Source organism: Escherichia sp. MOD1-EC6300 (assembly GCF_002965045.1).
GTDB classification, from domain to species: Bacteria; Pseudomonadota; Gammaproteobacteria; order Enterobacterales; family Enterobacteriaceae; genus Escherichia; species Escherichia coli_F.
Genome location: NZ_PTRH01000010.1, coordinates 163187 through 186527, shown reverse-complemented (window position 1 = coordinate 186527; position 23341 = coordinate 163187). Strand labels below are relative to the sequence as shown.

Below are 23341 nucleotides of genomic sequence, written 5' to 3'. Positions count from 1 at the left end.
GTTTTGTTTCCATTTCGTCGTAACGTTCTTGCATTTGCCGCTCTGTTGGCGCTCTCCTCCCCCGTACTTGCTGGCAAACTTGCCATCGTCATTGATGATTTTGGGTATCGCCCGCACAACGAAAACCAGGTGCTGGCGATGCCTTCCGCTATCTCCGTCGCTGTATTACCCGATTCACCGCACGCCAGAGAGATGGCGACCAAAGCGCATAACAGCGGTCACGAAGTGTTGATTCATCTGCCAATGGCACCGTTGAGTAAACAGCCGCTGGAGAAAAATACGCTGCGCCCGGAGATGAGCAGCGACGAAATTGAGCGCATTATTCGTAGTGCGGTCAATAACGTGCCCTATGCCGTGGGGATCAACAACCACATGGGTAGCAAGATGACCTCTAACCTGTTTGGTATGCAGAAAGTGATGCAGGCTCTGGAGCGTTACAATCTTTACTTCCTCGACAGCGTAACCATCGGTAATACCCAGGCGATGCGCGCCGCGCAAGGTACTGGCGTGAAGGTTATTAAACGGAAGGTGTTCCTCGACGATTCACAGAACGAAGCAGACATCCGTGTGCAGTTCAATCGCGCAATTGACCTGGCGCGTCGCAACGGTTCAACCATTGCCATTGGGCATCCTCACCCTTCAACGGTACGCGTGCTACAACAGATGGTTTATAACCTGCCGCCAGACATTACGCTGGTGAAAGCCAGCAGCTTGCTGAATGAACCGCAGGTTGATACGTCTACACCGCCGAAAAACACTGTGCCCGACGCACCGCGTAATCCGTTCCGTGGCGTGAAACTGTGTAAACCGAAGAAACCGCTGGAACCGGTTTATGCTAATCGCTTCTTTGAAGTATTAAGCGAAAGCATCAGCCAGAGCACGCTGATCGTTTACTTCCAGCATCAGTGGCAAGGCTGGGGCAAGCAGCCCGAAGCGGCAAAACTTAACGCTAGCGCAAATTAAAGGCGCTACGCGTAATGCGATGGTGCGACCGCGTTTTGTCGCGCCATTGCCATAAGCGGAAAGACCACAGTAACGCCTGATAACCCACCTTTATGCTGCGTACATTGAAAATCAGTCGCTTATACATACCGGAAGTAAATATCTCAGCAATCATCCGTTGGCGGGTAATAATATCTGGCTCTTTACGTACCGCATGGCAAACACGTAATGCTTCGTAAGTTATTTGTTGATGAAATTCCGGGTAAATCACTATTCTGTCTGCGTAATCGCGATTTAACTTTTCCAACAGTCGGGTAATCTTAATATAGTGGCGTTGATAATTAAGGTTTTTATTTCCCTGTCTATTCAATCGGCTCACTGACGTATTATGCAAATAATATTTATATAACGATTGCTCGGTATATCGCACGCGTTGCGCGTTAAACATAAATTCTGTTGTCCAGACAATATCCTGATGATGTAATCCGGCAATAAATTTAATGTTATTTTTAACAATGACATCACGACGATAAATGCCCATCCAGACAACATGAGTCCAACGGCGGGAAGAAAGCCCCATTCGCAGCCAGTCCGGGCCGGTTAATACGCCGGTTGAGCGAAGGCGATCGCTGGGGATGGACTGCCAGGTTTCTCCCGTTTCACGAAAACACCAGTCAGCGTTGCACTGCGCCACGTCGAGGTCGTCCTCTAACGCCATGGTCATCAGCGTTTCGTACATAGTGGGATAGACCTCATCGTCAGCATCGACAAAAGCGACATATTTACCCGTCGCCGCCTCGATCCCACGATTACGCGCCACCGATGCGCCGGCATTCGCCTGATGCAGCAAACGAACGTGCGGATAGTTTTCCGCGTAATGCTTTGCTATTTCAACAGAATTATCCGTTGAACCATCGTTAATAATAATGATTTCCAGAGCAGTCCAGGTTTGCGCGATTAAAGATTCCATGCAAGTACGGAAATCATCTCCCGCATTATATAACGGGATAATAACACTGAGTTTATTGGTGCTGTTCATCATAAATACCGACGACCTCTGAAGTTATCCTGATGTTTTACAGGCTTTGTATTAAGAAACCATTAAGCCTGTGAGATATTATTTTTACAGGTGAGAGAGTCACTTCAGGGTAGAGAGATAATGAGAACAGCTATATAAGAGATCAGCGCAATTACGAACTCTTTATTACACTGACAGGATTTTACATATTTAACGGATTATCCTCAGATAAAAGGGCTGGTATTTTGGATTTTCAGATTGTAGACCAAGTGCGCTTTGTTTATGCCGGATGCGGCGTAAACGCCTTATCCGGCCTACCAAATTGTGCAGATTTAATATTTTGCAGGAACCGCGTAGGCATGATAAGCGTAGCGCATCAGGCAATTTTGTGTTTGCCATCAGCTTCAAGGGCTGGTATTCCAGCCCTTGTTCGTATTAATCCCAGCTCAGAATAACTTTCCCGGACTGGCCCGAACGCATAGCGTCAAAGCCCTTCTGGAAATCATCGATAGAGAAACGATGGGTAATGATCGGCGAGAGATCGAGGCCAGACTGAATCAGCGCCGCCATCTTGTACCAGGTTTCAAACATCTCACGACCGTAAATACCTTTAATGAACAAGCCTTTAAAGATCACTTTGGTCCAGTCGATAGACATATCAGACGGTGGAATACCCAGCATCGCAATGCGACCGCCGTGGTTCATGGTGTCGAGCATGGTACGAAACGCTGGCGGCGCACCGGACATTTCCAGACCGACATCAAAGCCTTCGGTCATGCCTAACTCTGCCATCACATCATTGAGGTTCTCTTTAGCGACGTTAACCGCACGGGTGATACCCATTTTACGCGCCAACTCAAGGCGGTATTCATTAACATCCGTGATCACCACGTTACGTGCACCAACGTGTTTCGCCACCGCCGCCGCCATAATACCAATCGGGCCTGCACCAGAGACCAGCACATCCTCGCCCACCAGATCAAACGACAGCGCGGTATGCACGGCGTTACCGAAGGGATCAAAAATGGAAGCCAGATCATCGGAGATATTGTCGGGGATTTTGAAAGCGTTGAACGCCGGAATCACCAGATATTCGGCGAAGCAGCCCGGGCGATTAACACCAACGCCTATCGTGTTGCGGCACAAATGGGTACGGCCACCACGACAGTTGCGGCAATGACCACAAGTGATATGGCCTTCGCCAGAAACGCGATCGCCGATCTTGAAGCCTTTCACTTCCTGACCGATGCCAACCACCTCACCGACATATTCATGGCCTACAACCATCGGTACTGGGATGGTTTTTTGCGACCACTCATCCCAGTTATAGATGTGAACGTCAGTCCCGCAGATGGCTGTTTTACGGATTTTAATCAGCAGATCGTTATGTCCGAGTTCCGGTTCAGGAACGTCGGTCATCCAGATGCCCTCTTCCGCTTTCAGTTTGGATAACGCTTTCATCTCACATCCTCACTCAGGCGATTACGCCCAGTTGTTTACCAATACGCGTGAACGCTTCTACCGCACGCGTAATTTGCTCAGGGGTATGCGCCGCAGACATCTGGGTACGAATACGCGCCTGACCTTTCGGAACGACCGGATAGAAGAAACCGGTGACGTAAATGCCCTCTTTTTGCAGTTCACGTGCAAATTTTTGCGCCACTACAGCATCGCCAAGCATGACCGGAATAATGGCGTGATCGGCACCCGCCAGGGTAAAGCCCGCCGCCGACATTTGCTCACGGAACTGACGCGCGTTCGCCCACAGACGGTCACGCAGCTCGCTACCCGCTTCAACCATCTCCAACACTTTGATGGAAGCGGCAACAATGGCCGGTGCCAACGAGTTGGAGAACAGGTACGGACGAGAACGCTGGCGCAGCCACTCAACCACTTCTTTGCGCGCCGCGGTATAACCACCAGACGCCCCGCCCAGCGCTTTACCGAGCGTGCCGGTGATAATATCGACCCGGCCCATCACATCGCAGTATTCATGGGAACCACGACCATTTTCACCGACAAAACCAACGGCGTGGGAGTCGTCTACCATCACCAGGGCATCGTATTTATCTGCCAGATCGCAAACACCTTTCAGGTTGGCAATCACGCCGTCCATCGAGAACACACCATCGGTGGCAATCAGCACATGACGCGCACCGGCTTCACGCGCTTCTTTCAGACGTGCTTCCAGCTCCTGCATATCGTTGTTGGCATAACGATAGCGTTTAGCTTTGCACAGACGCACACCATCAATAATAGACGCGTGGTTCAGTGCGTCGGAGATAATGGCGTCTTCCGCGCCCAACAGCGTTTCGAACAGGCCACCGTTAGCATCAAAGCAGGAAGAGTAGAGAATCGCATCTTCCATCCCCAGGAAGGCCGCCAGTTTTTGTTCAAGCTCTTTATGGCTGTCCTGAGTGCCGCAGATAAAACGTACTGAAGCCATGCCGAAACCGTGAGAATCCATTCCCGCCTTTGCCGCCGCAATCAGATCCGGATGATTCGCCAGTCCGAGATAGTTATTGGCACAAAAGTTAATGACGTGGCTTCCATCAGCCACAGTGATGTCTGCTTGTTGCGCAGACGTAATAATGCGCTCTTCTTTAAACAACCCTTCCGCCCTTGCGGTTTCCAGATCGTTGGTTAACTGCTGATAAAATTCTCCACGCATTGCGATTCTCCAGACAGGGCAAATTCCAGCACATATTACCCAAACTTATAGGTTGCGACGAGATGACGCGTTAACACTTCTGCAAAATTCAGGATAAATAACGTCCATCAATCTCACTTTTGGCGAATGGCTGAAGCCAACGCCGTGTAGTGATATGATAGAAGCATTCGTGTCTGAGATTGTCTCTGACTCCATAATTCGAAGGTTACAGTTATGATCATCGTTACCGGCGGCGCGGGCTTTATCGGCAGCAACATCGTTAAAGCCCTGAATGACAAAGGCATCACCGATATTCTGGTGGTGGACAACCTGAAAGACGGCACCAAGTTTGTGAACCTGGTGGATCTGGATATCGCGGACTATATGGATAAGGAAGACTTCCTGATCCAGATTATGGCTGGCGAAGAGTTCGGCGATGTCGAAGCGATTTTCCACGAAGGCGCGTGCTCTTCCACCACCGAGTGGGATGGCAAGTATATGATGGATAACAACTATCAATACTCCAAAGAGCTGCTGCACTACTGTCTGGAACGCGAAATCCCGTTCCTGTACGCTTCTTCCGCGGCCACTTACGGCGGTCGCACCTCCGACTTTATTGAATCCCGCGAGTACGAAAAACCGTTGAACGTCTACGGTTACTCAAAATTCCTGTTTGATGAATATGTTCGCCAAATCCTGCCAGAAGCGAACTCGCAGATTGTTGGCTTCCGCTATTTCAACGTTTATGGACCGCGTGAAGGCCATAAAGGCAGCATGGCGAGCGTCGCTTTCCATCTCAACACTCAGCTTAACAACGGTGAATCACCGAAGCTGTTCGAAGGTAGCGAGAACTTCAAACGTGACTTCGTCTATGTGGGCGACGTGGCTGATGTGAATCTGTGGTTCCTGGAAAACGGCGTTTCCGGCATCTTCAACCTCGGCACCGGTCGTGCAGAATCCTTCCAGGCAGTAGCAGATGCTACGCTTGCTTATCACAAGAAAGGCCAGATCGAATACATTCCGTTCCCGGATAAACTGAAAGGCCGCTATCAGGCGTTCACTCAGGCAGATCTGACGAATCTGCGCGCGGCGGGTTACGACAAACCGTTCAAAACCGTTGCTGAAGGTGTAACGGAATACATGGCCTGGCTGAATCGCGACGCATAAGAGCTCTGCATGAAAATACTGGTGATCGGCCCGTCTTGGGTTGGCGACATGATGATGTCGCAAAGTCTCTATCGCACGCTCCAGGCGCGCTATCCCCAGGCGATAATCGACGTGATGGCACCGGCATGGTGCCGTCCATTGTTATCGCGGATGCCGGAAGTTAACGAAGCTATCCCTATGCCTCTCGGTCACGGAGCGCTGGAAATCGGCGAACGCCGCAAACTGGGTCATAGTCTGCGTGAAAAGCGCTACGACCGCGCCTACGTCTTACCCAACTCCTTCAAGTCCGCATTAGTGCCTTTCTTCGCGGGTATTCCTCATCGCACCGGCTGGCGCGGCGAGATGCGCTACGGTTTACTTAACGATGTACGCGTGCTCGATAAAGAAGCCTGGCCGCTAATGGTGGAACGCTATGTCGCGCTGGCCTATGACAAAGGCATTATGCGTACCGCACAAGATCTGCCGCAGCCATTGTTATGGCCGCAGTTGCAGGTGAGCGAAGGTGAAAAATCATATACCTGTAATCAATTTTCGCTCTCATCAGAACGTCCGATGATTGGCTTTTGCCCGGGGGCGGAGTTTGGTCCGGCAAAACGCTGGCCACACTACCACTATGCTGAGCTGGCAAAGCAGCTGATTGATGAAGGTTATCAGGTGGTTCTGTTTGGCTCGGCGAAAGATCATGAAGCGGGCAATGAGATTCTTGCCGCTTTGAATACCGAGCAGCAGGCATGGTGCCGGAACCTGGCGGGGGAAACACAGCTTGATCAAGCGGTTATCCTGATTGCAGCCTGTAAAGCCATTGTCACTAACGATTCTGGCCTGATGCACGTTGCGGCGGCGCTCAATCGTCCTTTGGTTGCCCTGTATGGTCCGAGTAGCCCGGACTTCACACCGCCACTATCCCATAAAGCGCGCGTGATCCGCCTGATTACCGGCTATCACAAAGTGCGTAAAGGTGATGCTGCGGAGGGTTATCACCAGAGCTTGATCGACATTACTCCCCAGCGCGTACTGGAAGAACTCAACGCGCTATTGTTACAAGAGGAAGCCTGACGGATGCGGGTTTTGATCGTTAAAACATCGTCGATGGGCGATGTTCTCCATACGTTGCCCGCACTCACTGATGCCCAGCAGGCAATCCCGGGGATTAAGTTTGACTGGGTGGTGGAAGAAGGGTTCGCACAAATTCCTTCCTGGCACGCCGCCGTTGAGCGAGTTATTCCTGTGGCAATACGTCGCTGGCGTAAAGCCTGGTTCTCGGCCCCCATAAAAGCTGAACGCAAAGCGTTTCGTGAAGCGCTACAAGCAGAGAACTATGACGCAGTTATCGACGCTCAGGGGCTGGTAAAAAGCGCGGCACTAGTTACGCGTCTGGCGCATGGCGTAAAGCATGGAATGGACTGGCAAACCGCACGCGAACCTTTAGCCAGCCTGTTTTACAATCGTAAACATCATATTGCAAAACAGCAGCACGCCGTAGAACGCACCCGCGAACTGTTTGCCAAAAGTCTGGGCTATAGCAAACCGCAGACTCAGGGCGATTATGCTATTGCGCAGCATTTCCTGACGAACCTGCCAACAGATGCTGGCGAATATGCCGTATTTCTTCATGCAACAACCCGTGATGATAAACACTGGCCGGAAGCACACTGGCGAGAGTTGATTGGTTTACTGGCAGATTCAGGGATTCGCATTAAACTTCCGTGGGGCGCGCCGCATGAAGAAGAGCGGGCAAAAAGACTGGCGGAAGGATTTGCTTATGTTGAAGTATTGCCGAAGATGAGTCTGGAAGGCGTTGCTTGTGTGCTGGCGGGGGCTAAATTTGTTGTGTCAGTCGATACAGGATTAAGCCATTTAACTGCAGCACTGGATCGACCGAATATCACGGTTTATGGGCCAACCGATCCGGGATTAATTGGCGGGTATGGGAAGAATCAGATGGTATGTAGGGCACCGGGGAATGAGTTGTCTCAATTGACAGCAAATGCTGTTAAGCAATTCATTGAAGAAAACGCTGAAAAAGCTGCCATGATTTAAATTACAACTCTTTAATAGATAATTTTGAAATAAAATCAGCTTCCTTGCTGATTTTATTTCACATATTCATTACTTATCTAATAAACATTGGTCCGATTGTGCTTTAAAATAAGCACAAAGCAATATTATGGTGACAAACACAGCAGTCGGAACCGGTTTAGAAAAGAGTATTACATCACTTAGGCCTACTACCAGTAGTGAAAAAAGCAAGATTAAAATATAAGGTTCTTTAGCAGTTCTTAAGGCATATATGAATATTGCTGAAAAGGCTAAAATTGTTAATACTACTCCAGGAATACCACGCGTTGATAACGTATCTATGAGATCGTTATGCAAATGAGAATCTACAAAGGGTAAAGCGCCACTTAATCTAGGCTCTTTCTCTTCTAGTTCATGTATTTTTTCCGCGCGTTTTTCCAGTGATTGTCCTATTGGAGAATATGTTTTTAAACCAACTTCATACATTGCCAGACGGGCACCGACTGAAGTTCTGGTGTTATCATGCGAATAATTAACTAAATCCCTATTTAAGTCATTCATTCTCGTAAGTAATGTATCTTTAAAAGAAAATACACCTGCTAATAATGCAATCGCAATAAAACAATATAACTTATAATTAATTCGCTTATTAATATAACTATCCATTACGATTAATAGTAACGCAAAGAATGGAAACACTAATATGGCTGCACGCGTTTCAGTTACTATAACAGCACATAAGCTAAGCATGAAGTTAATTGTATATAATGTTGTTTTATGTCTAAAGTCGGATTTTAAAATGAGAATTGATGCCAGTAAAGAAGGGAAAAGGATGATGTAGCCTGCTGTTGTAGCGTGGGAAGCTGATAATGCAACACGGTCGACGTTTAAATAGAAATGTTGCCACATGGCATGCGCAAAAAAAAGTAACTGCGTTGCCAGGGATGCGAACAGAATTAGTTTCCCAAATTTTATTTTGGTTCTCATCTCATCTTTAGCAAAAAGAACTAAGAAAATAAAAGCACTACACAAGGCAATTTTTCCAGTTTCCATTGGGCCACGATATGCATTGGTATAAACCGAGCCTGAAACTTTATAATGTGAATACCAGATGATATTAACGATACCCAAAAGACATAATGAGATGAAAATTAACAACGTAGGATTATTAGTTATTGTTTTTTTTGGTGTCGCTAGAAAATATAATGCAGATATAATTCCAGCTGCATGAAGAAACTTTGTTGCAACATCATCCCACAAAGACAAAGTCATTAAAGACAACATACATAATATGAGAGTTAAAGACTTGACACCAGAGTTAATTTCATTCCAACAAAACGACATATAATTTCAACCTATGCTACGAGGATGGGTTATTTAATGGAAGACCTAACGTTTATTCTTTTTTCTATTTACCAGTCTTACCATCCTCCAGAGAATATAGTTTTTTGATGCTAATATTTTTGCTCGCCTCTTATCTCTCTTGCCAAGAAGATTACAATCTTTCAATTCTTTTTCATTGCTTTCAACTAATTGATTTAATAATTCAAAATCGCCATTAAGTAGAACATTCCATAAATAACGAGTTTTATGATAAGTTCTATTTTTACTCAATAATGTATGAATTTCTTCTTTCCGGTTACCTTTGTATAACTGCATCACAGAAGAGTAGATTCTTTCGTGCGCAAATGACTCATGTCGATAATGAGTGATGGTTCTACATGAGTTCATTAAGGAATTTTCTCTATAGTTATGCTTATACATATAATATGGAACCGCATACATATCGCATGTAATTAGCAGTCGATAGATAAAATCCAGATCTTCTCCTAGTCGTAAATCTTCATCAAAAAAAAGATTATTATCTTCCAGGAGTTGTTTTCTTATAAACAAGCACCCTATATGGAATCTGACCTTTTTATAAAAAAAGTCGAAAAGTAAAGACCCTTCATTAAACTCTGTATTTATAGGTGAGTAAGTAACACCATTTTTTATATGATGGCCATAAAGCCCACAATAAATCGCATCCCCTCCCGTCTCATGTTGTCTGGAATACATCTTCAGCAGATAGTTAGGATCTATCTCATCATCATCATCCATAAAACATATAAACTGTCCTTGCGCCTTGCGGATACCTGTATTCCTGGCAGACGAAACACCGCCATTTTCTTTATTGATAATAATTAATTGCGAGTGGGTTAACCCATACTCTCTCAAAACGTTTGATGTGTTATCTTTAGAACCATCATTAACAATAACAATTTCAAAATTTGGGTAAGTTTGTTTTTCTAATTTCGTTAGAGTTTCAGTAATGTAATCAGATGAATTATACGTCGGTATTATTATGGATACTAAAGGGTAATCATTGCTCATCGTGTTCTCTTGCCTGAACTAATAAAATATGATAGTACTCATCCTTAATTATTATTGTAACTCAGACATCCATGATTTTTATTGCCCAAATAGTTTTCTTTTATACTTATTTAATTTGAATTTAATGAAGTAAATGAAAGCGTTAAACGTATCACCATTTTTCTTTGCATGTTGGTATTTCACTTGATACTGCTTTTCATTCGTGGCTGGAATAAACGCCACATCATTCCAGCAAGAAGCCTGATAAGCCTCATTAAAATACTTCTGGCAGGGATAATTTGTCCAGTCGTTCCAGGGCTTCGTTACGCCAACATAATGAATCAGCTTAGTATCATCGGTAATGGTCTTTTTATAATCTTCATTGCTTTTATTTTTTAACTCATAGTCAATGCCATAAAAGCAATCATAATCGCCGCTAATAAAAATACAATGACCAAAGAACAGAATATTTAAAATATCCTGATCAAGGCATTTATATTTCGTGTGCTGCGGGTCACTTGCCAGCATAGCAATGGCTTTGTTCATAAAATCATTTTTCGACCATGCTTCAAGCTGCAGATATACTACACCAGCGTTGAAATAATTCCCTGGAAGTCCCTCTATAGCCAGACGCTTCGCTGGTTTTTCCTGCATAAAAGGCACATCTTTAATAACAGCTGCAAACTTATCGCCGTCAAAATTAATATCAAGCAATCCAGCTAATGAGCCTTTACAGATGACATCAGCATCGATATATAACAGATTTTCAATAGTTTCACTCAGATACTGGAACGCAACTAAACGGAAGAATGTTGCATAAGACCACTGTTTCAGGCTGGGGAAGATATCAATAAAGGCACTGGAGACTTTATAAATTCTTACTTCAACGTTAGCATTTTTGCTGGTAAAAGCGTTAACACGTTGTAGATAATCTTCATCAATGTAGTCGGTAAAGAGATGAAACTTAACCGCAAGGTCCGGGTTATGCATAACAACTGATTGCATAGATACTGCCGCACCAAATAAAAAATTACGGTCAATACCGTAAGCGATATTTAACACACGATCGGTGTTAGCAATTTCCCCAGAGACAGCGACTTCAGTAATACTCTCAGCTAATAAATCCATGTTGGTTCCGTTTTGACTGTGTGGTTTACGCTTTGCCTTTTAATTTTTTAATAAATTTGCGTAGTTTGGTTCTGTAGATTACTGAATAGTAGCCATAATCTTTTATTTCGTTGGCAATACCCAGGTGACGTTCCATGGCCAGACGATCACGAGCTTTACGCTCTGCCGTACAGCTTTTACCGGATAGGTCAATTATCCTGACACCATCTTTACTAACGATAAAGTTACCCCGGTGTGGGTCGCCCGATAGCATATTTAAGGCATGCAATTTTTCCATTGAAACCTTAATTTCTGCTTTAACATTTTCTGGAATAATCGGCATATCATTGAGCTCTACGCCCTCGACATACTCGATAAGCATGATAAAAACACTGGCATAGTTGAAAATTTTACGCTCAGCCAGAAAATAAAAATCATTAGGAAAAGTAAGACCTGCACTTCTGACACGATCGGTTTCAACGATCAAATTCTGATAGTAGTCACCTTTTACAAAAGATTTTAAAAAACGTTCATTCCTTTTCGTTTTCGGAGCAAAGACTTTAAAAACATAGCGACCATATTTCGTATCAATCAACGATACTTTGGTATCATCAATATTACGTAATACTTTTACTGTTTTAAAATTATAGGCCAGTATTTCATCAAAGATTTCTTTATATTTATTATCATTATCTTTGTAATAAAATGAGAAGCCGCGATAACGTATACTTGTAATCATAAGAGTAATTTATTTCTTAAGCTTGTACTTAATTAATGAAGTTATGCCTTTTATATACTCACCATGGGCAAACAGATGCTTATATTGTTTCTGCATTTCTGCAACAGTCCGCGCCTCTTTAAGAGGATATTTCTTCCAGGGAGATTGTTCACGCGCGATATTAAAGTATGATGCAGACGGATATCCAGCCCAGCTATGCCATGGTTTAGTTATCCCTGTATAGTGAATCAACACTGTTTTATCGGTAATGGTTTGCTGATACTTTCGATGACTACGATCATAAAGTTCGTTTTTCAGGGTATAAATAGTATCAAAATCCTTCGCAAGGTAGATATTATTCATATTAAATGCGATATTCAACGCATCCTGATCTAAATATTTAAGAGAGCCATATTTAGTTTCCCCTCGTAAAAGTTTGAGTAAATACGGTGTCAAATTTGCTTCATGCCATTTTTTAAGATTGACATAGATAACGCCTGCATTGAAATAACGTCCATTCATTTCGGGAATGTTAAGACGTTTTGCACATGCCGCCTGAGTACTATCATTGTCAGGAATAACCGCAGCAAACTCATCTTTAAATATAATTTTTGTGAGAGGTTTCAGACTTCCTTTACAAACGACATCGGCATCCAGATACAGCAGTGTGGAAATACTTTCACTCAGATATTCAAAGGACAATACCCTGAAGTATGTCGCGTACGACCAAAACTGTGACGTCGGTAGATCAGCAAAGTATTTTGGGTCAATTAAATATACAATAATTGAGGTATTAAATTGTTTTGCTGTTTCATTAAATGACTTTAAATAATCATCATCCACATAATCAGTGAAAACATGAAAGACAAAATTAATATCTGAATTATTAATCAAAACGGAAGAAATTGAAACGCCAGCACCATACAAAAAATTCTTATCGATACCGTAGGAAACATTTAGCTCTGGGACGTTTTCTTTTTTATTATCTGCTAAATACGAAAACCGTTCTTTTATAAATTCATTCATTTAACTTTTCTCAATGTCATTTTATTATCTTTAAATAAAAATAATAAATATAATTCATTATCCCGTTAATTGGTTTATTTTGTTTAAAATTATGCTTAGCGCAATAACGAGCATAATTTGAGTTAATTGGCCGCATTAACGGTTCATTTTTCCATGGCGATGCTTCTTTGGCTTTGATAAATGGCTGCGCGCTTGGATAACCGGCCCAGTAATGCCAGGGTTTTGTCGGGCCGACATAATGAATTAATACGGTTTCATCATTAATTGGACAAATAAATGATTTTTTTAATTCATAATTTAAACTAAATTGCGTATTGTATTTAGCATCAATGAATTTAACTTTCCCTAACAGGATAAGATTTAGTATATCTTGATCCATATAGGTTAAACGGGAAACGACGGCTTTATCAGCAAGCATCGACATCGCTTTAGCAGAAACGGACTCCTGCGCCCACGCTAGTGTATTAATTAACAGGACACCTGAATTAAAGTAACCCTTTTCAAGTTCATTACACTGCAGACTTTGAGCCCGTAACGACCACCAGTTAGCATCGCGTTCAGTAACAACAGCAGCAACGTTATTGGCAAGATCCATTGTTATCAGCGGTTTTAAGGTTCCCTGACAGGCGATATCAGCATCCAGGTACAGGATCTTATCTTGTTGATCAATAAAGTAATCTGCAATTACAAAACGGAAATACATGGCAATAGACCAATTTTTGGTCGTCGGTAATACCTTAAGCCGTTCACAATTTACCAGATGGATCTGGATACAGGTATGATAGCTTTTCGCCAATTGGGATAAACGCTGGATATCGGCGTCAGGGATATCATCAATAAAAACGTGGAAGACAAAACTCACGTCGTTGTTATGTAACAAAACTGACGTGATTGAAACACCACAACCAAAAAGAAAGTTTTTATCAATGCCATAAGCAACATGGAATGATGATGCCACTGACGCCTCTGGCCTTTCATCGAAGATGATTGTCTTATTGATCATCTCTTGTGGATTAAAATAGTGGGCACTCATATTTCTCTCCGGAAATTACAACGATTTTCGAATCGTTCTTTCCCTGATTTTTGTGGCTTTTGCTTCTGCTTGCGACAGCAGCCCTTGTTCCTGCTTGAGAATGTCTTTAAGCGGGGCAGCAAAATACACCTTCATGAACCGCCAGATATCCCGCTGAGTCAGGCCAATATTCATCGAAGAAAAATAAAGCCCAATAAGATCTTTATCGCGCCAACGACGTGGAACGCGCGTGCGAAGCTGCGCCCGGTGCAGGTCAATTACTGAAATTTTTAACTCCTCTTCCTTACCGGAAAAAGGCAAGTGCAGCAGGAAATGACAGATATAACAGTCACGGTGGTTAATGCCCGCAGCATGCATATCGCGCACCATCATCGCGACACGCTTAATAAGCATACGCTTTACGCGAACATCTGGAGGGTTAGTCGCCCAGTCAGCACAGTAATCTTCCAGACTGATGGTTGGTGTCAGATCTTCGGTTATAATAAACGAGGTTCTGGTCAGTGGATTAATGCCTTTTTCGCCGAATGCCACCCCATACATAGTATCAACGCCGACATCCCGCAGTCGATGAATCGCATTCCATTCGCGGTCTGCGCCTAATACTGGCATCCGCAATGAGAGTAAATTTTTGATTATCTCTTTCAGGGTCGTGCCGCGATGCCATTTGAGAAAATAGCTTTTGCCCGCCATTTCAAAGCGCAGAGTGCGGCGAGTTTCCAGTTCACGAAAAACCTCACCCTGCAAGGTTTTAACTTCCTCAAAAGGATCTTTACCGCGCCATAACGTGGCAAACGGCTCTTTAAGTTCAACCATCCAGACCACCCGTTATGATGTCCGCTGCTTTCTCTGGCAGACTGTATAAATCTTGTGTATCAGCATAATGTCGCGCATTTTCCGCCCAGGCCTGGCGCAATGAAGATTGCGTTAACGCTTTGCGTAAAATCTCATTCAATGTTTCCTGGCGGAATGGCTCAGCAATAGCCTCGCCGCAATTGGCGTCAACAATATAACGCGCATAGCCACAAACGGCTGTTGTTAGTACCGGTAATCCTGCAGTAATCGCTTCCAGCAGCACAATTCCCGCCGCTTCCTGGTAGGCAGGATGCAGTAATAAATCCGCCGCCGCCATTAATTCCGAGACATCGTTGCGCCCCGAGAAGAAGTGAACATTACTGCGCACGCCGCGTTTTTCTGCCAGCGCCTCAAATTTTCGCGGTTTATCCTGCCCAACAACATATAGCAATGTGTTGTGGCGCAGCGAATCCGGTAATGAAGCAAGTGCTTCAATGGAACGATCAACACCTTTACGCGTGAAGTCTGAACCGACCTGCAACAATAAATATTGTTGTTCGGTTATTCCATTCTTCTTACGGAAGATTTCACGGCTATTGGCTGGCTGCTGGCTATATTTACGATCAGGATAAATCCCCGGTGGCAGAATATGAAAACGCTCCGCTTCAGTCTGATAATGTTTCTGGAAATCGGCGATTTGCTTGTCCGTCAGCATCAGCAACTGTGTCGGCTTGCCCTGTTCAAAGGTTGCCCGCTCAAAGGCGGCATAATGGCGATAACGTGACGTCAAGCGATAGAAAAAGCCTTTCTCCTGCGCCACTTTCTCGGCATAACAAACATCAGCGGCATAATAAACGTCCAGCCCCGGCATTTTGTTGAATCCAACGACTCTATCGACGGGATGTTCACGTAAATGTTTTTGCACCCAGGCAAAATACTCCGCATTGCGCCCGTGATTAGTATGCGATTTAACCGGCACGTTGATCAGTTCAAATACATCAGGGCATTCGCCTTCCCACGACTGGGTATAAACCCGAACATGATGACCTCGGGCAGCGACTGTCTGAGCAATACGCATAAAATCGCGCTGCAAACCGCCAAAGGGAAAATATTTATATAAACAAAAAGCAACGATCATAACGACGTACCTGTCGTGGAGGAGGGAAGTAATTTATCGACAGCTGCAATGACATCTGCCGCCGGAATAACCGAAAGATACATCTCATTTCGGTCACGCTGATCGCGTGTTGGCATTTCCCGGTAATCTCCAGCCCAGAATTGAATCATGTTATTTGACCAGGGACGCCAGAAAATATGGTCTGTCGCACCAAACAGCGATATCAGCGGCGTATTAACTGCAGCGGCAATGTGCGCCGGTGCGGAATCAACGCCAATAAACAGCTGCGCATGATCGATTAACGCACCAAGTTCCGGGAAGGTTACCTTTCCGGCCAACGCCGTTACTGGTGGCGTCTGGCATCCCTGCGCAATTTCATTGACGCAGGCCAGATCGTCTTTATCCGGGCCGGACGTCAGAACGACTTCATAGCCACGTGTATGTAAGGCATCAATCACAGCGGAAAACTTGGCGTTGTCCCAGCATTTAAAGATTTGCCGCGCGGTAGGTTGGATAACCACATAATTTTGTCCAACACCTGCGTGATCAAGTTCGCGACGCATTCGTTTCCAGCTTGCAGGCGGGTAACTCATGGTTGTCTGCTTCACCAACGATTCGAGACCCAGTGGCGTCAGCACGGATAAGTTACTTTCCACCACATTTCCACCCTGCAACGGCACCAGATGGGTGAAGCTTTTACGCCAAAAAGCAGACTGCCGATGATGATAATCCTGGGAAATTTTCACACGGGCATTTAATAAGCGAACCAGTATAGCAACCATCCATTGATCGGTAAGATTGACGATAAGGTCATACTTATTGGCACGTAATACCTTGATGAGATGAAAAAAGTTGGAAATTTTTTCTGAGGCTTTTGCTTTTTTATTTTTTATGCCGTAGAGCGCGTTAATCTCTGGATTTTCAGACAGAATCGGGATGGTATCCTGATAAAGCAGCACATCGATTTTTGCGTCAGGGTAATTTTTTTTCAGCGAACTAATGACGGGAGTAGTTAATAACATATCCCCATGAAAACGCATCTTAATGAGCAAAATTCTTCGAAATGGCTTATCCACAAGTAACTCTTTTTGTTGAGATTATCCGATTAAGGTGAAGCAGAAAAAGCACGCTACCGCCCCAGGCTCAACAGCTACCTGAATACTGATACCGTACTGATATTGACGCGCTAGTGTATCACTTCTTTCGCGGCAATCCGATCCGAATGATTTTTAAGCACATCGTTGTTTTTCAATAAAGAAATCAATCAAATAAAATCATTAGCAACAATATTCTTTCACTGTTGCTCCGCGATTCCTTACTGCACGTACTGCGGAAATCAATGAATCGCATAAAAATACAAAAAAAGTATAGATGTTCAGCAAGAATTGGCGGGTAAATTGCTATTTAAGTCAAAAACGGGAAAAGTAATGGTAAAGCCACAGCTAAATACATAGAATCCCCAGCACATCCATAAGTCAGCTATTTACTATGCTCGAATTGCTTTACACCGCCCTTCTCTACCTTATTCAGCCGCTGATCTGGATACGGCTCTGGGTGCGCGGACGTAAGGCTCCGGCCTATCGAAAACGCTGGGGTGAACGTTACGGTTTTTACCGCCATCCGCTAAAACCAGGCGGCATTATGCTGCACTCCGTCTCCGTTGGTGAAACGCTGGCGGCGATCCCATTGGTGCGCGCGCTGCGTCATCGTTATCCTGATTTACCGATTACCGTCACCACCATGACGCCAACCGGTTCGGAACGCGTACAATCTGCGTTCGGTAAGGATGTTCAGCACGTTTATCTGCCGTACGACCTGCCCGATGCGCTTAATCGTTTCCTGAATAAAGTCGACCCTAAACTGGTGTTGATTATGGAAACCGAACTATGGCCTAACCTGATTGCGGCGCTACATAAACGTAAAATTCCGCTGGTGATCGCTAACGCGCGACTCTCTGCACGCTCTGCCGCAGGTTATGCCAAACTGGGCAAATTCGTCCGTCGCTTGCTACGTCGAATTACGCTGATTGCCGCCCAAAATGAAGAAGATGGTGCACGTTTTGTGGCGCTGGGTGCAAAAAATAATCAGGTGACCATCACTGGTAGCCTGAAATTCGATATCTCTGTCACGCCGCAGTTGGCTGCCAAAGCAGTAACGCTGCGCCGCCAGTGGGCACCTCATCGCCCGGTATGGATTGCCACCAGCACTCACGAAGGCGAAGAGAGTGTGGTCATTGCCGCACATCAGGCATTGTTACAGCAATTCCCGAACTTATTGCTCATCCTGGTACCACGTCACCCGGAACGCTTCCCGGATGCGATTAACCTTGTCCGCCAGGCTGGACTAAGCTATATCACACGCTCTTCAGGGGAAGTCCCCTCCACCAGCACGCAGGTTGTGGTTGGCGATACGATGGGCGAGTTGATGTTGCTGTACGGTATTGCCGATCTCGCCTTTGTTGGTGGTTCACTGGTTGAACGTGGTGGGCATAATCCACTGGAAGCCGCCGCACACGCTATTCCGGTATTGATGGGGCCGCATACCTTTAACTTTAAAGATATTTGCGCGCGGCTGGAACAGGCAAGCGGGCTGATTACCGTCACCGATGCCACTACGCTTGCAAAAGAGGTTTCCTCTTTACTCACCGACGCCGATTACCGTAGTTTCTATGGCCGTCATGCCGTTGAAGTGCTGTATCAAAACCAGGGCGCGCTACAGCGTCTGCTTCAACTGCTGGAACCTTACCTGCCACCGAAAACGCATTGAGGTTGTTATGCAAAAACGGGCGATTTATCCGGGTACTTTCGATCCCATTACCAATGGTCATATCGATATCGTGACGCGCGCCACGCAAATGTTCGATCACGTTATTCTGGCGATTGCCGCCAGCCCCAGTAAAAAACCGATGTTTACTCTGGAAGAGCGTGTGGCGTTGGCACAGCACGCAACTGCGAATCTGGGAAACGTGGAAGTGGTCGGATTTAGTGATTTGATGGCTAACTTCGCCCGTAATCAACACGCTACGGTGTTGATTCGTGGCCTGCGTGCGGTGGCGGATTTTGAATATGAAATGCAGCTGGCGCATATGAATCGCCACTTAATGCCGGAACTGGAAAGTGTGTTTCTGATGCCTTCGAAAGAGTGGTCGTTTATCTCTTCATCGTTGGTGAAAGAGGTGGCGCGCCATCAGGGCGATGTCACCCATTTCCTGCCGGAGAATGTCCATCAGGCATTGATGGCAAAATTAGCGTAGCGTTTATGCCGGATGGTATGCCATCCGGCGCGCATCAATTACTTCTGGCACTGCCGACAATAAAACGTTGCCCGCTGCGCATGTTTCGTCGCCACAATCGGCGTACCGCACACTCGACACGGCTCGCCTTTTCGCCCGTAAACCTGCAATTCCTGAGCGAAATAGCCCGGTTTACCATCACTTTGCAGAAAATCTTTCAGCGTTGTACCGCCCTGCTCAATCGAACGCAGCAACACCGCTTTAATCACCCGAGCTAACAATTCACACTCTGCCAGTGACAGTGATGACGCCAGCCGATCCGGATGGATCCCCGCCGCAAACAGAGATTCGCTGGCATAGATATTCCCTACCCCTACCACCAGCTTGTTATCCATCAGCCACGGTTTAATCGCCGTTTTTTTCTTCGCGCACTTCTGATGCAGGTACTCACCGTTGAAATCGTCGCTAAGCGGCTCCGGTCCAAGGTGGGCCAGCACATTATGCCCTTCCAGCTCTTTGGTCCACAGCCAGGCACCAAAGCGGCGAGGATCGGTATAGCGCAGTACTTTGCCGTTGCTCATCACCAAATCAACATGGTCATGCTTTTCGGGAGGAAGTTCTTCTGAAAGGATGCGCAGGCTGCCAGACATCCCCAAATGAATGATAATCCAGCCCTCCGGCAGCTCCAGCAGCAGATATTTAGCCCGCCGCTGCACGCTAAGCACTGGTTGATCACTTAATCGATAAATCTCTTCTGAAACCGGCCAGCGCAGGCGTCCGTTGCGCACCACCGCATGAAGAATGGTTGCACCAACGAGATGCGGTTCTATGCCGCGACGGCTGGTTTCAACTTCGGGTAATTCAGGCATAGCATCTCCAGGAATCAACAGATGCAGTCAATATGGGGGCAAGCAGATAACAAAAAACCCCGCCGGAGCGAGGTTTTTCGTTACATCAAAGCGAGAATTATTTGATTTTCGCTTCTTTGTAGATCACGTGCTGGCGAACAACTGGATCGAATTTTTTCAGTTCCAGTTTTTCCGGCTTAGTACGTTTGTTCTTCGTAGTGGTATAGAAGTGACCAGTACCAGCAGAAGAAACCAGCTTGATTTTCTCACGAATACCTTTAGCCATGATTTATTTCCTCTAAGTACTTAGTACTTTTCGCCACGGGCACGCAGTTCAGCCAGAACTGTATCGATGCCTTTTTTATCGATTACACGCATACCTTTAGCAGATACGCGCAGGGTGACAAAACGCTTCTCGCTCTCAACCCAGAAACGGTGAGAGTGCAGGTTCGGCAGGAAACGGCGTTTAGTCGCGTTCAGTGCGTGGGAACGGTTGTTACCGGTCACCGGACGCTTGCCAGTAACTTGGCAGACTCGGGACATGTCTATTCTCCAAAAATCAAATTAGCTCGAGCTTCGTATGGGGTATTGGCGCCTCGTCAGGCTTTACAGCCCGGTCATCGCAGTTCTATGTGAACTCTCGATTGCCAGGCCCAAATGCCAAACCCGAGATTCTCAAAGGTGGCGTAGTATACGCTGACTCAGCGATGTGCTCAAGTCCCGAACAGACAAAGATCCCGAAGGATCGCGCATAGCGGGTTAAATCCAGCCGCGTTCGGCAAAAGAAACATACTCTCCACGCCCAATCACGATATGGTCGAGCACGCGTAAATCCATGAACTGACAACTTTTTATTATCCGTTCGGTAATGAGTTTATCCGCTTTACTGGGTTCAGCACAACCCGAAGGGTGATTATGTGCAAGGATCAGCGCCGAGGCGTTTATTTTTATCGCTTCGCGGATAATTTCCCGAGGATGGACTTCAACATGGTTTAGCGTGCCGGAAAAAAGACGGCTATGCGTTATAACCCTGTGTTGGGAGTCGAGAAAGATCACCATAAAGATCTCCCGCTCCTCGCCCGTGAGCTGGCTTTGTAAAAATTCCCTCGTCATCTCCGGGCTGAGTAAAGGGCTTTCTTCACGCATCCGCACGTTGTAGTAACGCCGCGCCAGTTCAGCAATCCCCTTTAACTGAGCGAACTTCGCCACACCAATTCCATGAACACCGCTAAATTGTTCATATTCAGAGGTTAACAAGCCATAAAGAGAGCCGAAATTCTCCAGCATCTCTTTTGCCAGGGTTAATACATCTTTACCGCGCGTTCCGGTACGCAGAAATAGCGCCAGCAGCTCAACATCCGTTAACGCACCAATGCCAAACTTCAGCATTTTTTCGCGCGGCATCAACAGCTGTGCATTGTTTTTCACCTTCACCTCCTTTGTGGTGCTCGCATCCTGTCATAGCCGTTCCGTTAAATCGACGGTCAGTTTTCAATCCTGGAAAGCGCCTCGCAAAGTGATTTTCAGGTGAAGGCACGACAACAAAAGTATTGTGATAAAATCGCCAACTTCTGGTGTCACCCAACAGGAAAAATCATCATGAGCCTGGCCGGTAAAAAAATCGTTCTCGGCGTCAGCGGCGGTATTGCTGCCTATAAAACCCCTGAACTGGCGCGTCGTTTGCGCGATCGCGGGGCCGACGTCCGCGTAGCCATGACCGAAGCGGCAAAAGCCTTTATTACCCCACTTAGCTTGCAGGCAGTTTCGGGGTATCCCGTTTCCGACAGTCTGCTTGACCCGGCAGCCGAAGCCGCTATGGGCCATATTGAGCTGGGTAAATGGGCTGATTTAGTGATTCTCGCCCCTGCCACGGCAGATTTGATTGCCCGTGTTGCTGCCGGAATGGCGAATGACCTGGTATCGACGATTTGCCTGGCTACACCTGCGCCTGTAGCCGTGCTGCCCGCCATGAACCAGCAGATGTACCGTGCAGCTGCCACGCAGCATAATTTAGAGCTGCTTGCCTCGCGTGGTTTGCTCATCTGGGGGCCAGATAGCGGCAGTCAGGCTTGTGGTGATATCGGCCCTGGGCGAATGCTCGATCCGTTAACCATTGTTGATATGGCGGTAGCACATTTTTCGCCCGTCAACGACCTGAAACATCTGAACATTATGATTACCGCCGGCCCGACGCGTGAACCGCTCGATCCGGTGCGTTATATCTCTAATCACAGCTCAGGCAAGATGGGTTTTGCTATCGCCGCCGCCGCTGCCCGTCGTGGCGCGAACGTCACGCTGGTATCAGGTCCGGTTTCACTACCGACGCCACCGTTTGTTAAACGTGTTGATGTGATGACTGCGCTGGAAATGGAAGCGGCCGTGAATGCTTCTGTACAGCAGCAAAATATTTTTATCGGTTGCGCCGCCGTGGCGGATTATCGCGCAGCTACCGTAGCCCCAGAGAAAATCAAAAAGCAGGCCACGCAGGGTGATGAATTAACAATAAAAATGGTTAAAAACCCCGATATCGTCGCTGGTGTTGCCGCACTAAAAGACCATCGACCCTACGTCGTTGGATTTGCCGCCGAAACAAATAATGTGGAAGAATACGCCCGGCAAAAACGTATCCGTAAAAACCTTGATCTGATCTGCGCGAACGATGTTTCCCAGCCAACTCAAGGATTTAACAGCGACAACAACGCATTACACCTTTTCTGGCAGGACGGAGATAAAGTCTTACCGCTTGAGCGCAAAGAGCTCCTTGGCCAATTATTACTCGACGAGATCGTGACCCGTTATGATGAAAAAAATCGACGTTAAGATTCTGGACCCGCGCGTTGGGAAGGAATTTCCGCTCCCGACTTATGCCACCTCTGGCTCTGCCGGACTTGACCTGCGTGCCTGTCTCGACGACGCCGTAGAACTGGCTCCGGGTGACACTACGCTGGTTCCGACCGGGCTGGCGATTCATATTGCCGATCCTTCACTGGCGGCAATGATGCTGCCGCGCTCCGGATTGGGACATAAGCACGGTATCGTGCTTGGTAACCTGGTAGGATTGATCGATTCTGACTATCAGGGCCAGTTGATGATTTCCGTGTGGAACCGTGGTCAGGACAGCTTCACCATTCAACCTGGCGAACGCATCGCCCAGATGATTTTTGTTCCGGTAGTACAGGCTGAATTTAATCTGGTGGAAGATTTCGACGCCACCGACCGCGGTGAAGGCGGCTTTGGTCACTCTGGTCGTCAGTAACACATACGCATCCGAATAACGTCATAACATAGCCGCAAACATTTCGTTTGCGGTCATAGCGTGG

24 protein-coding genes are annotated in these 23341 nt (G+C 46.3%); 8 read left to right on the top strand and 16 right to left on the bottom strand.

The window, feature by feature from the left end:
* Window positions 1–3: 3 nt before the first annotated feature.
* On the top strand, window positions 4–963 hold the full coding sequence (locus tag BGE37_RS16440; RefSeq protein WP_105288223.1) for a divergent polysaccharide deacetylase family protein: 960 nt from the start codon (window positions 4–6) through the stop codon (window positions 961–963).
* Here the strand turns inward: BGE37_RS16440 and waaH are convergent.
* The 3 genes from waaH to kbl all read right to left on the bottom strand — a co-directional run bounded on the left by waaH (window position 950) and on the right by kbl (window position 4631).
* Window positions 950–1984, bottom strand: a complete 1035-nt coding sequence (gene waaH, locus BGE37_RS16435) for a UDP-glucuronate:LPS(HepIII) glycosyltransferase (RefSeq protein ID WP_105288222.1) — start codon at window positions 1982–1984, stop codon at window positions 950–952. The genes BGE37_RS16440 and waaH overlap by 14 nt on opposite strands.
* 411 nt (window positions 1985–2395) lie before the next feature.
* Window positions 2396–3421, bottom strand: a complete 1026-nt coding sequence (gene tdh / locus BGE37_RS16430) for an L-threonine 3-dehydrogenase (RefSeq protein ID WP_000645982.1) — start codon at window positions 3419–3421, stop codon at window positions 2396–2398.
* Window positions 3422–3434: 13 nt separating this feature from the next.
* Window positions 3435–4631 carry a glycine C-acetyltransferase gene (gene kbl / locus BGE37_RS16425; RefSeq protein WP_001213834.1) on the bottom strand — a complete coding sequence of 399 codons (1197 nt, stop codon included), beginning with the start codon at window positions 4629–4631 and terminating at the stop codon, window positions 3435–3437.
* Window positions 4632–4844: 213 nt separating this feature from the next.
* On the opposite strand from kbl, the gene rfaD reads away from it, so the two are divergent.
* The 3 genes from rfaD to rfaC are packed head-to-tail and all read left to right on the top strand — an operon-like array spanning window position 4845 to window position 7817.
* Window positions 4845–5777 carry an ADP-glyceromanno-heptose 6-epimerase gene (gene rfaD, locus BGE37_RS16420; protein ID WP_000587750.1) on the top strand — a complete coding sequence of 311 codons (933 nt, stop codon included), beginning with the start codon at window positions 4845–4847 and terminating at the stop codon, window positions 5775–5777.
* Between the two features lie 9 nt (window positions 5778–5786).
* A complete protein-coding gene (gene rfaF, locus BGE37_RS16415) occupies window positions 5787–6833 on the top strand; it encodes an ADP-heptose--LPS heptosyltransferase RfaF (protein WP_000699228.1) in 1047 nt (348 codons plus the stop codon).
* A 3-nt stretch (window positions 6834–6836) separates the two neighbouring features.
* Window positions 6837–7817, top strand: coding sequence for a lipopolysaccharide heptosyltransferase RfaC (gene rfaC / locus BGE37_RS16410; protein ID WP_105288221.1), 981 nt, complete (start codon window positions 6837–6839; stop codon window positions 7815–7817).
* A 69-nt stretch (window positions 7818–7886) separates the two neighbouring features.
* Here the strand turns inward: rfaC and BGE37_RS16405 are convergent, their stop codons facing one another.
* From BGE37_RS16405 to rfaQ, 9 genes are all read right to left on the bottom strand, one after another.
* Entirely contained in the window at window positions 7887–9140 is a 1254-nt protein-coding gene (locus BGE37_RS16405) for an O-antigen ligase family protein (protein WP_044720861.1), read from the bottom strand.
* A gap of 45 nt (window positions 9141–9185) precedes the next feature.
* Window positions 9186–10169, bottom strand: a complete 984-nt coding sequence (locus BGE37_RS16400) for a glycosyltransferase family 2 protein (protein ID WP_105288220.1) — start codon at window positions 10167–10169, stop codon at window positions 9186–9188.
* A gap of 78 nt (window positions 10170–10247) precedes the next feature.
* Window positions 10248–11276, bottom strand: a complete 1029-nt coding sequence (locus BGE37_RS16395) for a glycosyltransferase family 8 protein (RefSeq protein ID WP_105288219.1) — start codon at window positions 11274–11276, stop codon at window positions 10248–10250.
* A 25-nt stretch (window positions 11277–11301) separates the two neighbouring features.
* Window positions 11302–11994, bottom strand: a complete 693-nt coding sequence (gene rfaY, locus BGE37_RS16390) for a lipopolysaccharide core heptose(II) kinase RfaY (protein WP_105288218.1) — start codon at window positions 11992–11994, stop codon at window positions 11302–11304.
* A gap of 9 nt (window positions 11995–12003) precedes the next feature.
* Window positions 12004–12999 carry a glycosyltransferase family 8 protein gene (locus BGE37_RS16385; RefSeq protein WP_105288217.1) on the bottom strand — a complete coding sequence of 332 codons (996 nt, stop codon included), beginning with the start codon at window positions 12997–12999 and terminating at the stop codon, window positions 12004–12006.
* A 16-nt stretch (window positions 13000–13015) separates the two neighbouring features.
* Entirely contained in the window at window positions 13016–14032 is a 1017-nt protein-coding gene (gene waaO, locus BGE37_RS16380) for a lipopolysaccharide 3-alpha-galactosyltransferase (RefSeq protein WP_105288216.1), read from the bottom strand.
* A gap of 15 nt (window positions 14033–14047) precedes the next feature.
* Window positions 14048–14845, bottom strand: coding sequence for a lipopolysaccharide core heptose(I) kinase RfaP (rfaP, locus tag BGE37_RS16375; protein WP_001586431.1), 798 nt, complete (start codon window positions 14843–14845; stop codon window positions 14048–14050).
* Window positions 14838–15962: a glycosyltransferase family 4 protein gene (locus BGE37_RS16370; RefSeq protein ID WP_105288215.1), complete on the bottom strand. Its 1125-nt coding sequence runs from the start codon at window positions 15960–15962 to the stop codon at window positions 14838–14840. The genes rfaP and BGE37_RS16370 overlap by 8 nt, the downstream gene beginning before the upstream one ends.
* Window positions 15959–17017, bottom strand: a complete 1059-nt coding sequence (rfaQ, locus tag BGE37_RS16365) for a lipopolysaccharide core heptosyltransferase RfaQ (protein ID WP_072001011.1) — start codon at window positions 17015–17017, stop codon at window positions 15959–15961. Before rfaQ ends, BGE37_RS16370 begins: the two co-directional genes overlap by 4 nt.
* A 412-nt stretch (window positions 17018–17429) precedes the next feature.
* On the opposite strand from rfaQ, the gene waaA reads away from it, so the two are divergent.
* Both waaA and coaD read left to right on the top strand, forming a co-directional pair.
* A complete protein-coding gene (gene waaA, locus BGE37_RS16360) occupies window positions 17430–18707 on the top strand; it encodes a lipid IV(A) 3-deoxy-D-manno-octulosonic acid transferase (RefSeq protein WP_000891553.1) in 1278 nt (425 codons plus the stop codon).
* Between the two features lie 7 nt (window positions 18708–18714).
* The gene (coaD, locus tag BGE37_RS16355) at window positions 18715–19194 is read left to right on the top strand and encodes a pantetheine-phosphate adenylyltransferase (RefSeq protein ID WP_001171863.1); all 480 of its coding nucleotides are present in this window, start codon (window positions 18715–18717) and stop codon (window positions 19192–19194) included.
* Between the two features lie 38 nt (window positions 19195–19232).
* On the opposite strand, the gene mutM is transcribed toward coaD, so the two are convergent.
* The 4 genes from mutM to radC all read right to left on the bottom strand — a co-directional run bounded on the left by mutM (window position 19233) and on the right by radC (window position 21449).
* On the bottom strand, window positions 19233–20042 hold the full coding sequence (mutM, locus tag BGE37_RS16350) for a bifunctional DNA-formamidopyrimidine glycosylase/DNA-(apurinic or apyrimidinic site) lyase (protein ID WP_032185475.1): 810 nt from the start codon (window positions 20040–20042) through the stop codon (window positions 19233–19235).
* A 97-nt stretch (window positions 20043–20139) separates the two neighbouring features.
* Window positions 20140–20307 carry a 50S ribosomal protein L33 gene (gene rpmG / locus BGE37_RS16345; protein ID WP_001051798.1) on the bottom strand — a complete coding sequence of 56 codons (168 nt, stop codon included), beginning with the start codon at window positions 20305–20307 and terminating at the stop codon, window positions 20140–20142.
* A gap of 20 nt (window positions 20308–20327) precedes the next feature.
* Entirely contained in the window at window positions 20328–20564 is a 237-nt protein-coding gene (gene rpmB, locus BGE37_RS16340; protein WP_000091955.1) for a 50S ribosomal protein L28, read from the bottom strand.
* A gap of 216 nt (window positions 20565–20780) precedes the next feature.
* Complete coding sequence (radC, locus tag BGE37_RS16335) at window positions 20781–21449, bottom strand: RadC family protein (RefSeq protein ID WP_032185477.1); 669 nt, start codon at window positions 21447–21449, stop codon at window positions 20781–20783.
* Between the two features lie 171 nt (window positions 21450–21620).
* Here radC and coaBC point away from each other — a divergent pair, with 171 nt between their 5' ends.
* Window positions 21621–22841, top strand: coding sequence for a bifunctional phosphopantothenoylcysteine decarboxylase/phosphopantothenate--cysteine ligase CoaBC (gene coaBC / locus BGE37_RS16330; RefSeq protein WP_032304055.1), 1221 nt, complete (start codon window positions 21621–21623; stop codon window positions 22839–22841).
* Window positions 22819–23277 (top strand): dUTP diphosphatase, encoded by a 459-nt coding sequence (dut, locus tag BGE37_RS16325; RefSeq protein WP_000976070.1) that lies wholly within the window; start codon window positions 22819–22821, stop codon window positions 23275–23277. Before coaBC ends, dut begins: the two co-directional genes overlap by 23 nt.
* Window positions 23278–23341: the final 64 nt, after the last annotated feature.